Genomic DNA, 13624 nt, shown 5'->3' with positions numbered 1-13624 from the left:
GGGTTACGTCATCGTGTACAGACCAGTGCTAGGATTGCCAGAAGTCGGTTCGTGGAGATGCTAAAAGCTATTTCGCGCTGGGGAAACAAACCCCTGAGGACCGAAAATCTGGTGCTAGCCATCAGACGAAAATGTTCACACTAATGAAATCGGAGGAAACCCGTGGCCCTTCCCAAGTTGACTGATGAGCAGCGCAAGGAAGCTCTCGCAAAGGCCGCTGAGGCCCGCAAGGCTCGCGCTGAGCTCAAGGCTGCGCTGAAGCGCGGCGAGACCAACCTGCAGGACGTTCTGGAGAAGGCTGAGACCGACGAGATTATCGGCAAGACCAAGGTCTCTGCTCTCCTCGAGGCCCTGCCGAAGGTGGGCAAGGTCAAGGCCAAGGAAATCATGGAGGACCTGGAGATTGCTCAGACCCGTCGCCTGCGTGGCCTGGGTGACCGTCAGCGTCGCGCCCTGCTCGAGCGTTTCGGCTACGGCGAGTAATTAGCGCAATGGCTGACGAAACTGCACGCGGACGGCTGGTCGTACTGGCCGGTCCGTCTGCTGTGGGTAAGTCCACTGTGGTTTCGCGCCTGCGTGACGATATTGACAACCTCTACTTCAGCGTCTCTATGACGACGCGCCAACCCCGTCCTGGCGAGTCCGACGGGGTTGACTATTTCTTCGTCAGCCCGGAGGCCTTCCAGGAGCACATTGACGCCGGAGACATGCTCGAATGGGCAGAAATTCATGGCGGCTTGCAGCGTTCCGGTACGCCGGCTCAGCCCGTGCAGGAGGCCATGACGTCTGGTCGCCCGGTGTTGGTGGAGGTTGATCTTGCAGGCGCCCGCAACGTCAAAGCGGCGATGCCGGAGGCGGAAACCGTGTTTCTCGCCCCGCCGTCATGGGAAGTTCTGGTTGAGCGCCTTACTGGGCGGGGAACCGAACCCCAGGACGTTATCGACCGCAGGTTGCAGACCGCAGAGACGGAGCTTGCCGCGCAAAAGGAGTTCGACCACGTCGTTGTCAATAATGACCTCGATGAGGCCGTTGCTGCTATTAGTGCTATCCTGCGTGGATAGACCAAGATTTTGACCATCTATCAACAGTAAAGGTGCATGTGACCAACGTGACCACACCTGCTAATTCTGAGGCCGTCAAGCCGGAGCCAGTCTTCGATCCGCCGACGGGCATTACCGCCCCGCCGATCGATGAGCTCCTGGACAAGGTCTCGTCCAAGTACGCACTGGTGATCTTCGCTGCAAAGCGCGCGCGTCAGATCAACAGCTACTACCAGGAACAAGACGAAGGCGTATTCGAGTTCGTTGGACCGCTGGTGACCCCGGAGCCGGGTGAGAAGCCGCTGTCCATCGCTCTGCGCGAAATTGAGGCCGGTCTCCTAGACCACGAGGAAGGTAACTAATCTTCCTTGACCGCTCGGCAGGCGGGTGAGTGCCCGGTGCCGCGCCTTGTAACCCACCCTGTGCATCGTGTGCGGATGCCCGGGTGGGTTTTCTGCGTCTTGGGTAACATTGTCCGAGTGAATGACGTACAGGAGAACCCAGACATGACCAGCAACCCGCGTCGCATTCTTGTTGGCGTGGCGGGTGGTATCGCCGCGTATAAGGCCTGCCACCTCATTCGTGACTTCAAAGAGCATGGCGATGATGTGAGCGTGGTTCCCACCGAAGCCGCGCTCAACTTTGTTGGGGCAGCAACTTTTGAGGCGCTTTCTGGGAACCCAGTGTCGACCACGGTTTTCGATGCTGTGGATGACGTTCAGCATGTGGCCTTGGGGCAGCAGGCCGACGCCGTCGTCATTGCTCCAGCGACTGCGGACCTCATTGCCCGCTTGGCCGGTGGCCGTGCTGATGACTTGCTAACAGCCTCAGTCCTCGTGGCTACCTGCCCGATCGTCGTTGTGCCTGCCATGCACACGGAGATGTGGCTTAACCCGGCTACGCAGGACAATGTTGCTACGCTTCGTCGCCGTGGCATCACTGTTATGGAACCCGCTCATGGGCGTCTTACCGGCAAGGACACCGGCGCTGGGCGTCTTCCGGAACCTAGCCAAATTGCGGAGTTTGCACGTACGGTCCTTGCCGGCCACCCCGTTCCGTTCGATTGGAAGGGCCGTAAGGTCGTGGTTTCTGCTGGCGGCACCCAGGAAAACCTCGATCCGGTTCGCTACATAGGTAATCGATCGTCCGGACGCCAGGGTTTCGCCTTGGCGGAGCTCGCTGCACAGCGGGGCGCGGACGTGACCATCGTGGCTGGAAATACCGAGGAAATTCCTGTGCCGTCGGGAGCGACTATTGTCCGTGTGACGTCGACGCGCGACATGGAGAAGGCCATGAATGAGGCCGCGGCTGATGCCGATGTTGTCATCATGGCGGCCGCTGTAGCGGATTATCGTCCAGCTACTGTTGCTGGCTCGAAGATGAAAAAGGGAGCTGCGGACGAGCAACTCGCGCAGCTCGAGCTGGTGGAGAATCCGGATATCCTCAAGGGCCTTGTAGCTCGCCGTGACGGCGGTGAGCTCAAGAAAGATGCTGTCATCGTGGGCTTTGCTGCCGAAACTGGTGATGCAAACACGAGTGTGCTTGAGTACGCCCAGCAGAAATTCAAGAAAAAGGGCTGCGATGTGCTCATGGCCAATGAAGTAGGCGAGGGCAAAGTATTTGGACAGTCCACGAGCGCCGGCTGGATTCTTCGCCGAAATGCCGAACCGCTGGAGGTCGCTCACGGCAGTAAACAGGTGGTTGCGGCACAGATTCTCGATGCTGTGAATGAAAAGCTAGCGAAGTAGTGGTCGTTCTTGCAGATATAGACTGCTTGGTCTACGATGGCCTAGTGTTAACGCGTCGGGCTTTCAAGCTGGCATTGCGTCCCAGTTTCTTTTTTCCTTACGGCGCGCAGTACTAGTTAAAGGACTATGTGTGACTGAATCAGCTTCTCAGGCAGTACGCCTCTTCACCAGCGAATCCGTGACCGAAGGCCACCCGGATAAAATTTGCGACGCAATCTCGGACGCCATTCTTGATGCCCTTTTGGAGGCCGACCCTGACGCCCACGTCGCCGTGGAGACCTTGGTGACGACTGGCCAGGTCCACGTCGTCGGTGAGGTTCGCACCTCCGGGTACGTGGAGATCCCGCACATTGTGCGCAAGACCCTCGTTGACATTGGATTTACCTCCTCCGATGTTGGCTTCGATGGCCACACCTGCGGTGTCAACGTGGCCATTGGTGAGCAGTCCCAAGAAATCGGCGCTGGTGTGGACGCATCGACCGAGGTGCGTTCCGGAACCTATGAGGATGATGACCAGTATGGTGCGGGTGACCAGGGCCTCATGTTCGGCTATGCCACCAATGAAACCCCGGAGTTCATGCCGCTGCCTATTTCCACGGCACACCGCCTCTCGCGCCGTCTTACCCAGGTGCGTAAGGAGGGCATCGTGCCCTCCCTGCGCCCCGACGGTAAGACCCAGGTGACCTTCGCCTATGACGAGGACGATGTTCCTACTCACCTGGAGACCATCGTTATCTCCACGCAACATGATCCGGACGTGACGCAGGACTGGCTCATGGAACAGTTGCGCACCAACGTGGTGGAGTGGGTCGTGAGCGATGCCAACCTGAGTAAGTACTACACCGAGGACACGGAGTTACTGATCAACCCGTCCGGATCTTTCATCCTTGGCGGCCCGATGGGTGATGCTGGCCTGACTGGCCGCAAGATTATCGTCGATACTTATGGCGGCATGGCCCGCCATGGTGGTGGCGCGTTCTCCGGCAAGGACCCGAGCAAGGTTGACCGTTCCGCTGCGTACGCCATGCGGTGGGTGGCCAAGAACATCGTGGCAGCCGAGCTTGCTGACCGCGCTGAGGTGCAGGTTGCCTATGCCATTGGCCGTGCAAAGCCAGTGGGCCTCTACGTTGAGACCTTCGGCACGGCAAAGAATGGACTGAGCGACGGTGCCATTCAGGCCGCGGTCAACAAGGTCTTTGATCTTCGTCCTGCCGCCATCATTCGTGATTTGGACTTGCTTCGCCCGCTGTACAGCGCAACTGCAGCCTACGGTCACTTCGGCCGTACTGACGTTGATCTCCCTTGGGAGGACACCACCCGTGCCGAGGAACTGCGCCGCGCCGCAGGCCTGTAGAATCGGGCGCTATGCCCAAGAAGACACCCGCCGCCCATCAACCGGTCGCGCGGGTGTTGCCCTTATTAGGGGTTGCACACCTGGATAGATCCTTTGACTACCTCATTGATGAGGCCGATTCGGAGGTTGCTCAGCCAGGTGTTCGGGTGAGGATTAGGTTCAATGGCCGGCTTGTCGACGCCATCCTCCTCGCCCGCGGCAGTGACTCAGAGTTCGATGGATCGCTACGCTACATCGACCGCGTAATCTCACCTTTTGCGGTGTATACGCCGGCCATGTCTGACCTGGTGGAGTCATTAGCCGCGCGCTATGGCGGAGTTCGCTCCGACATTATCCGCACCGCGATTCCTTCCCGCCATGCCAAAGCAGAAGAAGCAGATCTCGAGACTCCGTGGGAGGAACTTGGTACCACCGAGCATCCTGATTTGTCGGCGTGGTCGCACTATGTTCATGGCGAGTCCTTCGTCGATTCGGTACTGGAAGGCAAAATTGCCCGCGCTGCCTGGCAAATCGCGCCCGGCGCGGACTGGGCCGATGCCCTGGCTGCCTTGGGAACGAGCGTGGCGCTCACTGGCGGGGGAGTGCTCCTCGTCGTACCTGATCAGCGTGATCTTGACTGCTTGGAAGCGGCCTTCCGTCAGTATGTGTCCGCCAAGCAGATCACGGTGTTGGCCCATAGTACTGGCCCTCAGGCGCGTTATCGGCGTTACCTGTCCGCACTAACAGGCCAATCCCGGATCGTTATTGGCACACGTTCGGCCGCATTTGCTCCGGTCAAGGACCTTCAGCTGGCCGTCATCCTTAACGATGGCGACGACAACCTTGTTGACAATCTCAAACCCTATGTCCATGCCCGCGAGGTTCTCAGCACTCGCTCGGCTCAAGAAAGCTGCAGCCTCATTCTCGCCGGGCATTCGCGTACAGCGGAAGCCCAGTTGCTGGTTGAGTCTGGGTGGGCGCACGATCTTCTCCCGACTGAGGAGTCAGTGGCAGCCTCCTGCCCCGACATCGTGCCGGTAGGCCGCTTCGGAGTGAACCTCACTAGGCACATGCAGGGCGGAACGACCTCTGTGTCCGGGCCCGCCTTCCAGGCAACACGCGCTGCTTTGGAGCGTGGCGAACCAGTGCTGCTACAGGTTCCGCGCAAGGGGTATGCGCCGATTCTGGCGTGTGGGAACTGTTCCTCCCCGGCGCGCTGCCGACACTGCAATGGGCCGTTGGGCCTGCCGTCCGCTGGTGGTCGCGACACCCAGTCCGCTGCTTTGCCCACCTGTCGCTGGTGTGGGCGTGTGGATACACATTACCGTTGCTCTGACTGCGGTTCACCGCGACTTCGAGCCATCGTCTTGGGCTCTGAGCGCACCGCGGAAGAGATGGGCCGCGCCTTCCCGCAGACGCGAGTTATCCAGTCGGGCGGTTCCAAGGTCATCGACGAAATAGCTCAGGAACCCGCGCTCGTCATAGCCACCCCCGGCGCGGAGCCACGCATCGAGGAAGGCGGGCGCTATGGAGCGGCCCTTCTTGTCGAGACCGGAGCGCTCTTGGGCCGACAGGATCTTCGCGCCACGGAAGACACCCTCGCCACATGGGCGGCAGCAGCAACACGCGTCAAGCCCGCACAGGATGGTGGCGTAGTTATCGTTGCCGCCGATGAACAGCTGGCTTTGGTCGGTTTCTTCGCACGTTGGGACATGGTAGGCGCCGCCGCCGCGGAGTTGCAGGCCCGCCGTGAAGTACGTTTCCCGCCAGCTGTTCATATGGCAGCCATCGATGGCGCCGATGCCTCCCTTGATGCCTTTCTTGAGCTTGCTGAGCTTCCAGAACACGCGGAGCTTCTGGGACCTGTACCGCTCCCACCCGGCGTCAGCCTTCCGGGCGACTATGACCGGGAGAGGGGAGGTGAGCCGCAGCGCCTGCTCGTGCGCACACCTTTAGGACCGCGTGCGGAGCTCGGCACAGCCTTGCGAAAGGCTAATGCGGTACGCAGCGCGCGCAAAGATGTGTTGCCCTTGCGTATTGCGGTCGATCCCATCAACATCGGCTAACTGGCTGATGCTGTCGGAGTCAGCGCGGGATGGGGCTGGCGGGGTGAATAGGGCAGGATGCAGACGGGGTGAGGGGGCCTCGTCGGCAAGCGCGGAGCCTCGTGAACTATTGTCGGTCTGTAACGCCCCAACGAAGAGGAGTACTCACCATGACCGTGCGCGAGGTTCGCCTGTATGGCGATCCCGTCCTCAACACCCGTGCCGATGAGATCACCGACTTTGGCCCGTCCTTGGAACGCCTAGCACAGGACATGCTAGAGACCATGGAGGATGCCGGTGGAGTCGGACTGGCGGCCAACCAGATTGGCTTGACCAAGCGTATCTTCGTCTTCGATTGCACCCACTACCAGGATGGTCTGCGCGGCGCCATAGTGAACCCGGAGTGGGAGGCCATTGGGGAGGAGACGCAGCTGGGCACCGAAGGCTGCCTGTCCATCCCGGGTATCTCGCAGCCGACCGAGCGCTTCAACACCGTGCGGGTACGCGGCGTCGATACAGCAGGCCACCCGATCGCCATGGTGGCGTCTGGGTTGATGGCTCGCTGTATACAGCACGAAACCGATCACCTCGACGGCGTACTCTTTCTGCAGCGCCTGGGTGATGACCTGCGTAAAGAATCCATGAAGACCATCCGCGAAGCGGATTGGTTTAACGCTTAGATCCATACCTAACCAAGAAAGAGACACGACCTACTGTGCGTATCGTTTTCGCCGGAACCCCTGAACCTGCCGTGGTGGCGCTGGAGAAGCTCATTGCCTCGCGCCACGAGGTGGCTGCCGTTATTACCCGTCCGGATGCCCGCCGTGGACGTGGCCGCAGTCTGCATCCCAGTCCAGTTAAGGCCTTGGCCGAAGAGCACGGCATAGAGGTGCTCACCCCGACCACTCTCAAGGCCGGCACCGAGGACGGCGATGTGCTGCGTGCACGCTTGGCGGAGCTTTCTCCAGAAGCCATTCCAGTGGTGGCCTATGGCAACCTCATTACTGAGGATCTCCTCGACGTGCCCACGCACGGCTGGGTGAACCTGCACTTTTCTCTACTTCCGGCGTGGCGAGGTGCAGCCCCAGTCCAGGCATCCATCGCTGCGGGTGATGAGGAAACAGGAGCCACGACGTTCCGCATTGACAAGGGCCTCGACACTGGTGACATTCTTGCCACTGTGGAAGAATCCATCCAGCCTACCGATACTGCTGATGATCTCCTTACGCGCTTAGCTTATTCCGGCGCGGACTTGCTCGTGCGCACGATGGATGGTCTCGAGGACGGCAGCATCACCCCGAAGCCGCAGCAGGGGGAGGCCACCTACGCGCACAAAATTGCTACGGAGGACGCCCGCATCGACTGGGCGGCGCCTGCCGACGTCATTGATCGCCACATCCGTGCGCATACCCCAGGCCCTGGCGCATGGACACTACTGGGCGAATCCCGTCTCAAGGTTGGTCCGGTGACGGCGGCACCTCAGTTCTCGGAAGAGAATGATTCCGCCAGTAGCGCTCTTCGCCCCGGTGAAGTTCGCGTGACCAAGAAGGATGTCTTCGTGGGGACCGGCAGCAGTCCGGTTCGTTTGGGCCAGATTCAACCGCCCGGTAAGAAGATGATGAACGCCGCCGACTGGGGCAGGGGCCTCAGCAGCAAGATGGCTCAGGATGGCAAGGATGAGGTGATCTTTTCATGAGCGGAGGATTCAGATCCCGAAGCAAGTCTGGGGATCCCGCTGACCGCGGCAAGAAAGAGCGAGGAAACACAGGCCAGCGCGGTGCCCAGCACTCGCGTGGACAGCGCTCCGGCAAGTCCGGTGGCCGGCCGAAAGGTGGGCGCAGCCAGCGCGCACATGCTGGAAGTAGGCCACGCGGTGAAGGCCGTGACACGCGCCATTCCCAGGCGGATTCACTGATTCAGTCGGCTCGCCGATGCGGAGTGGATATGCCACGCGCGGTGGCCTTTGACGTGCTCCGTCGCGTCGATGCTGATGATGCCTTTGCCAACCTCACGCTGCCGAGGGCCTTGAGCGCTAACAAGATCAGTGGGCGGGACGCTGCGTTCGCCACTGAGCTGACCTACGGCACCCTGCGTACCGAAGGGGTACTCGATGCGGTCATTTCTGAGTGCGCGTCCCGCGGCCTTGAGGCCATGGCCCCGGAGGTGTTGACCGCTCTGCGCTTGGGAACCTACCAGGTGTTGTATACTCGCGTGGAAGCGCACGCTGCCGTCGATACCACTGTGCGCCTTGTCGAGGCAGCGGGGCAGGAGAAGGCTAAGGGGTTTGCTAACGGCATCATGCGCACCATTACGCGTACCCCAGCGCAGGTGTGGTTCGATAAGCTCACCCCAGTGGGTGAGCTTCCAGCGGTGGCTTTCCGCCACGCACATCCGGAGTGGATTGCGCGATCCTTTGCACGCGCCCTGGGGAATACTGACGAGCTAGAGCAAGCACTTGAGGCAGACTCGCAGCGTCCGATCGTTCACCTTGTGGCACGTCCTGGTGAGATTACTGCGGAGGAGCTGGCTCTGATGACCGGCTGCGAGGAAGGCCGGTATTCGCCCTATGCGGTCTACCTTGAGCAGGGCGATCCGGGTGCGCTGGAGCCCGTACGCCAGGGCATGGCTGCGGTTCAAGATGAAGGATCACAGCTCATTGCCCGTGCGGTAACTGAAGCTCCGCTCAGTGGCGAGGACACTGGCCGCTGGCTCGACTTGTGCGCGGGCCCCGGTGGGAAGGCGGCGCTCATGGGCGCCATTGCCCGTATCGAGAGCGCCACCGTTGACGCCGTGGAGGTTTCACCGCATCGTGCGAAACTCGTGGAGAAGACGGTGGGTGATTTGCCTGTTCGTGTGCACACCGCCGACGGGCGCACTCCCGGACTGGAAGCGGGGTATGACCGCATTCTTGTCGACGCCCCCTGTTCCGGGCTCGGAGCCTTGCGCCGACGTCCCGAGGCACGGTGGCGCAAGTCTGAGTCCGACTTTGCTGAACTCACCCGCCTGCAGACAGAGCTGCTTGAGTCCGCTCTGAAACTCGTGCGCCCTGGCGGCGTGGTGGTGTACTCCACGTGTTCGCCAGACCTGCGCGAAACCCGCGAGATCGTCGATGCCGCACTCGCTGAGCACGGTGGCGAGGCGGAGATCCACATTGAGGAACTCGACGCCCGCGACATGCTGCCGACGGTGGGCAATATTGGCTCCGAGCTGTCTGCCCAGCTGTGGCCGCACCGTCATGGCACGGATGCAATGTTTTTCGCTGTCCTTCGCCGAGTAGCGGACTAGGAGGAGTGAAGGGACTAGGCTGTGTGACATGTCTGCAGAAAAGTCTGGTCCCATCATTGCTCCGTCCATTTTGGCCGCTGACTTCACTCAGCTCGGTGATGAAGTCCGTGCAGTAGCCAACGCGGACTGGATTCACGTTGACATCATGGATGGTCACTTCGTTCCCAATCTGTCGTTCGGCCCGGACATTACCGCCACCGTAGACGGCATCACCCCCCAGACTCTCGACGTGCATCTCATGATTGAAGAACCCGAGAAATGGGTAGAAACATACGCCAAGGCGGGTGCTGATTGCATCATCTTCCACGTCGAAGCCGTAGCGGACAAGGACGCTGCCGTGGCTTTGGCCCACAGGATTCGAAACATGGGCGTGCGCGCGGGTTTCTCCATAAAGCCGGGCACCCCGATCGAGCCGTGGTTGGACACGCTTGAGCACTTTGATGAGGTTCTTGTCATGTCCGTTGAACCTGGATTTGGTGGCCAAAGCTTCATGCCAGAGCAACTGGACAAGGTCCGGACGCTGCGCCAAACAATCGATGAGCGTGGCTTGGATGTGCTCATCGAAATCGATGGCGGCATATCTGCCGAGACCATTCGGGAATCCGCCGAAGCCGGCTGCGATGCATTTGTGGCAGGTTCGGCCATTTATAAGCAGGACGATAAGGCCGCTGCCGTTGACGAGCTACGCCGTCTAGCAACGCTGTGATCGTATCAGGAATGCTCTCACCAGCAATCCAGCATGCGCTGCGCCTCGCCATGGAGGCCGGCGCACAGGCGCGTGGTACGACGAGCCCCAACCCGCCCGTCGGTGCGGTCATCCTCGATGCGGCCGGTCAGGTCGTAGGCGTGGGCCACACTCAGCCACCGGGTGGGCCGCATGCGGAGGTCATGGCTTTGGCAGACGCGGGGGACAAAGCCCGGGGTGGCACCGCGGTGGTGACCCTGGAGCCCTGCAACCACACTGGTCGTACGGGGCCCTGTGCTCAGGCGCTTGTCGACGCCTCCGTTAGTGCCGTCTACTACCTCCACTCAGACCCAACCCCTCAAGCAGGGGGAGGAGCAACCACTCTCGCGCGGTCGGGGGTCACTGCCAGACAACTTGATGCTCCTTCTGGGCCGCAGGATGTGCTCATCCCCTGGCTGACTGCCGCATCCCTGGGACGTCCTCACGTGACCCTGAAGTTCGCCCAGAGCCTCGACGGTTTCACAGCCGCCGTCGATGGCACGAGCCAGTGGATCACAGGCGAGCGGGCTCGCGAGTATGTTCACGAGGATCGCGCCCGGCGCGATGCCATTCTCATAGGCACTGGCACCGCACTAGCGGATAACCCCTCGCTCACCGCTCGTTTTCCAGACGGCTCGCTGCGTGAAACACAGCCGCGGCGAGTGGTGGTGGGGTCGAGGGACGTGCTTCAGCACGGCGCGGACAACCTTGGAAGCCTAGGCTTCGAGCAGTACGCCACCCCCGAGGAGGCACTGGCGGAGCTCTATTCGAGTGGTGCGCGCGACGTCCTTGTCGAAGGCGGGGCAGGCCTTGCCATCAGCATGCTGGAAATGGGCTGCGTGGATGCCGTGCAGGCCTACCTCGGCAACGTCATTCTCGGTGAGGGCACCGGGGTTCTCGCCCGTGCGGCGGCATCGACGCTGGCCACAGCACCGCGCTGGCAGCGTACGGCCGTGATGGAACTGGGCGATGATCTGCTTGTTGAATACCGGAAGAAAGGACAATGACACAGTGTTTACGGGACTTGTTGAAGAGATTGGTCGTGTCGATAGCGTGGAGAAGCAGGGCGATGCCGTGCGGCTTGGTATAGCGGCGACCACCGTTCTCGGGGATGCTGCGCTTGGTGACTCCATCGCTGTTAACGGTGTGTGCCTGACCGTGTCCGAGCTGGGCGAAGGCACCTTTATCGCTGACGTTATGCAGGAATCCCTCAACCGCAGTTCGGTTGGTGGGCTGGAAGTAGGTTCTGCAGTGAACCTAGAGCGCGCGGTGCTTCCGACGACACGGCTCGGTGGGCACATCGTCCAAGGACATGTGGATGGCACCGGAGAGCTACTGTCGCGCACGCCTTCTGACAACTGGGACGTGCTGCGCTTTAGCCTGCCTCAGGAACTAGCGCACTACGTGGTGGAGAAGGGCTCAATTGCGGTTCAGGGCACCTCATTGACGGTTTCTGCCGTGGGGGAGGATTTCTTTGAGGTCTCTCTGATTCCGACTACTTTGCGCGATACCATCTTCGGTTCCTTGGAGCCTGGTTCACGGGTAAACCTCGAGGTAGACGTTGTAGCAAAGTATGTGGAGAAGATGGTTCACCCTAACGTCACCGCGTACGCGGCGGAGGGATAGAGTTATTTCCTATGAGCGCCGCAGATTCCACCTTCACTTTAGATAGCGTCGACCAAGCCATCGCCGATGTTGCGGCTGGCAAAGCGGTTGTCGTCGTGGACAACGAGGACCGCGAAAACGAGGGTGACCTCATCTTCGCCGCAGAATTGGCCACGCCTGAGCTCGTTGCCTTCATGGTGCGCTACAGCTCCGGCTACATTTGTGCACCGCTGTTGCCCGATGATTGTGAGCGCCTGAACCTTCCACCCATGATGGCCGTCAACCAGGATGTTCGCCACACGGCCTACACCGTGACGGTGGACCTGGCTAACGGCTCCACCGGAATTTCTGCCACCTCGCGCTGCGACACCATCCGCGCGTTGGCGGATCCGTCGTCAGCACCTACTGATTTCACTCGCCCCGGTCACGTCGTTCCCCTCGCTGCTCGCCCCCACGGCGTACTTGAGCGTGACGGCCACACCGAGGCCGCTATCGACCTTGCTCGTCTGGCGGGCCTACGCCCGGCAGGAGTGCTGTGTGAGATCGTCTCTGAAGAGGATCCGACCGATATGGCTCGTTCCCCGGAGCTGCGCCGTTTTGCGGATAAGCATGGTCTGACGATGATCTCCATCGAGCAGCTCATTGAGTGGCGCCGCCACAATGAGCAGCAGGTGACTCGCCAGGTAGAGACTCGCCTGCCCACTGAGCATGGTGTGTTCAAGGCGCTGGGTTACCAGAGTGGCGTCGACAAGCGCGAGCACATTGCCCTCGTCGTGGGTGAGGTTGATGATTACGCCGGTGCTAAGGACGTACCCGTGCGTGTTCATTCCGAGTGTCTTACCGGAGATGTCTTCGGCTCCCAGCGCTGTGACTGTGGTCCGCAGCTTCAGGAATCTCTCCGCGCAGTGCAGGAAGCTGGGCGCGGAATCGTTATCTACCTGCGGGGTCAGGAAGGCCGTGGCATTGGTCTGGTGAACAAGCTCAAGGCCTACAGCCTGCAGGATGGCGGCATGGATACCGTTGACGCAAATGTGGAGCAGGGCCTGCCGGAGGATGCCCGTGAATATTCCGTCGCCGGCCAGATTCTGCGGGACATCGGAGTTAAGTCCGTCAACTTGCTTACCAACAACCCTCACAAAGGCGAGGGCCTGCAGGGCTTTGGCATTGATGCCTCCGCGCGTACCGCCTTGGCAACCCCGGCTACGGCGGAGAACATTGCTTACCTGCGCACCAAGCGCGACCGTATGGGCCATGATCTGCCTCAGGTGGCAGAGTGGGATAAAAAGCACTCTTAACACTTCACGAAGGAGCACACAATGAGCAAAGAAGGCCTGCCGACCCCGAAGAACGTCTCCGGCGAAGGACTGCGCGTGGCCGTGGTCACGGCGACGTGGAACGAGGAGATCTGCGATCAGCTGCATCGTCGTGCCATAGAGACTGCTGAGGAGGCCGATGCGGAGGTCACCGCCGTGCGCGTAGTCGGCGCACTAGAGCTTCCCGTCGTGGTGCAGGCCGCCGCACGGACGCACGACGCCGTTGTCGCTTTAGGCTGTGTTGTTCGTGGTGGAACCCCGCACTTTGACTATGTGTGTGACTCGGTAACGCAAGGTTTGACGCGCATCGCGTTGGACGAGTCAACACCAGTAGGAAATGGTGTTCTCACCGTGAACGAGTATGACCAAGCCGTGGATCGCGCTGGCTTTGAGAACTCCGCTGAAGACAAGGGCGCGGAATCTATGCACGCAGCTTTAGAAACAGTGCACACGTTGCGTACACTGAACGGGTCGAACGCGCAGTAGGTTGCACACAGCCCACGCGACGCGGTCCACACCGTGTGGTGGGGA

Annotated in this window: 14 protein-coding genes; all 14 read left to right on the top strand. The window is 60.7% G+C overall.

Going from position 1 to position 13624, the window contains the following annotated elements; all coding sequences use genetic code 11:
* The first annotated feature begins 162 nt into the window (after positions 1–162).
* The 14 genes from mihF to ribH all read left to right on the top strand — a co-directional run bounded on the left by mihF (position 163) and on the right by ribH (position 13579).
* Positions 163–483: an integration host factor, actinobacterial type gene (gene mihF / locus HMPREF3149_RS03150; RefSeq protein ID WP_039675208.1), complete on the top strand. Its 321-nt coding sequence runs from the start codon at positions 163–165 to the stop codon at positions 481–483.
* An 8-nt stretch (positions 484–491) separates the two neighbouring features.
* Positions 492–1061, top strand: coding sequence for a guanylate kinase (gene gmk, locus HMPREF3149_RS03145; RefSeq protein ID WP_042530710.1), 570 nt, complete (start codon positions 492–494; stop codon positions 1059–1061).
* A gap of 38 nt (positions 1062–1099) precedes the next feature.
* A complete protein-coding gene (gene rpoZ / locus HMPREF3149_RS03140) occupies positions 1100–1402 on the top strand; it encodes a DNA-directed RNA polymerase subunit omega (protein WP_042530712.1) in 303 nt (100 codons plus the stop codon).
* A 144-nt stretch (positions 1403–1546) separates the two neighbouring features.
* Positions 1547–2788, top strand: a complete 1242-nt coding sequence (gene coaBC / locus HMPREF3149_RS03135; protein WP_070536531.1) for a bifunctional phosphopantothenoylcysteine decarboxylase/phosphopantothenate--cysteine ligase CoaBC — start codon at positions 1547–1549, stop codon at positions 2786–2788.
* A gap of 130 nt (positions 2789–2918) precedes the next feature.
* Positions 2919–4142, top strand: coding sequence for a methionine adenosyltransferase (gene metK / locus HMPREF3149_RS03130; RefSeq protein WP_070536529.1), 1224 nt, complete (start codon positions 2919–2921; stop codon positions 4140–4142).
* Positions 4143–4153: 11 nt separating this feature from the next.
* Positions 4154–6187, top strand: coding sequence for a primosomal protein N' (locus HMPREF3149_RS03125; RefSeq protein WP_070536527.1), 2034 nt, complete (start codon positions 4154–4156; stop codon positions 6185–6187).
* A 149-nt stretch (positions 6188–6336) separates the two neighbouring features.
* Entirely contained in the window at positions 6337–6846 is a 510-nt protein-coding gene (gene def / locus HMPREF3149_RS03120; protein ID WP_070536525.1) for a peptide deformylase, read from the top strand.
* A 35-nt stretch (positions 6847–6881) separates the two neighbouring features.
* Complete coding sequence (fmt, locus tag HMPREF3149_RS03115) at positions 6882–7862, top strand: methionyl-tRNA formyltransferase (RefSeq protein ID WP_070536523.1); 981 nt, start codon at positions 6882–6884, stop codon at positions 7860–7862.
* Positions 7859–9451, top strand: a complete 1593-nt coding sequence (locus HMPREF3149_RS03110; protein ID WP_070536521.1) for an RsmB/NOP family class I SAM-dependent RNA methyltransferase — start codon at positions 7859–7861, stop codon at positions 9449–9451. Before fmt ends, HMPREF3149_RS03110 begins: the two co-directional genes overlap by 4 nt.
* Before the next feature lie 28 nt (positions 9452–9479).
* Complete coding sequence (gene rpe, locus HMPREF3149_RS03105; RefSeq protein WP_070536519.1) at positions 9480–10157, top strand: ribulose-phosphate 3-epimerase; 678 nt, start codon at positions 9480–9482, stop codon at positions 10155–10157.
* Between the two features lie 11 nt (positions 10158–10168).
* On the top strand, positions 10169–11182 hold the full coding sequence (gene ribD / locus HMPREF3149_RS03100) for a bifunctional diaminohydroxyphosphoribosylaminopyrimidine deaminase/5-amino-6-(5-phosphoribosylamino)uracil reductase RibD (RefSeq protein ID WP_141741438.1): 1014 nt from the start codon (positions 10169–10171) through the stop codon (positions 11180–11182).
* A 4-nt stretch (positions 11183–11186) separates the two neighbouring features.
* Positions 11187–11801 carry a riboflavin synthase gene (locus HMPREF3149_RS03095; RefSeq protein ID WP_070536517.1) on the top strand — a complete coding sequence of 205 codons (615 nt, stop codon included), beginning with the start codon at positions 11187–11189 and terminating at the stop codon, positions 11799–11801.
* Positions 11802–11812: 11 nt separating this feature from the next.
* Positions 11813–13075, top strand: a complete 1263-nt coding sequence (locus tag HMPREF3149_RS03090; protein ID WP_070536515.1) for a bifunctional 3,4-dihydroxy-2-butanone-4-phosphate synthase/GTP cyclohydrolase II — start codon at positions 11813–11815, stop codon at positions 13073–13075.
* Between the two features lie 21 nt (positions 13076–13096).
* On the top strand, positions 13097–13579 hold the full coding sequence (ribH, locus tag HMPREF3149_RS03085; protein WP_070536513.1) for a 6,7-dimethyl-8-ribityllumazine synthase: 483 nt from the start codon (positions 13097–13099) through the stop codon (positions 13577–13579).
* Positions 13580–13624 lie beyond the last annotated feature (45 nt).

This window comes from Corynebacterium sp. HMSC05E07 (assembly GCF_001807225.1).
Taxonomy (GTDB): domain Bacteria; phylum Actinomycetota; class Actinomycetes; order Mycobacteriales; family Mycobacteriaceae; genus Corynebacterium; species Corynebacterium singulare.
The sequence above is the reverse complement of the archived record's forward strand: the minus strand, read 5'-3'. Positions and strand labels throughout refer to the sequence as shown.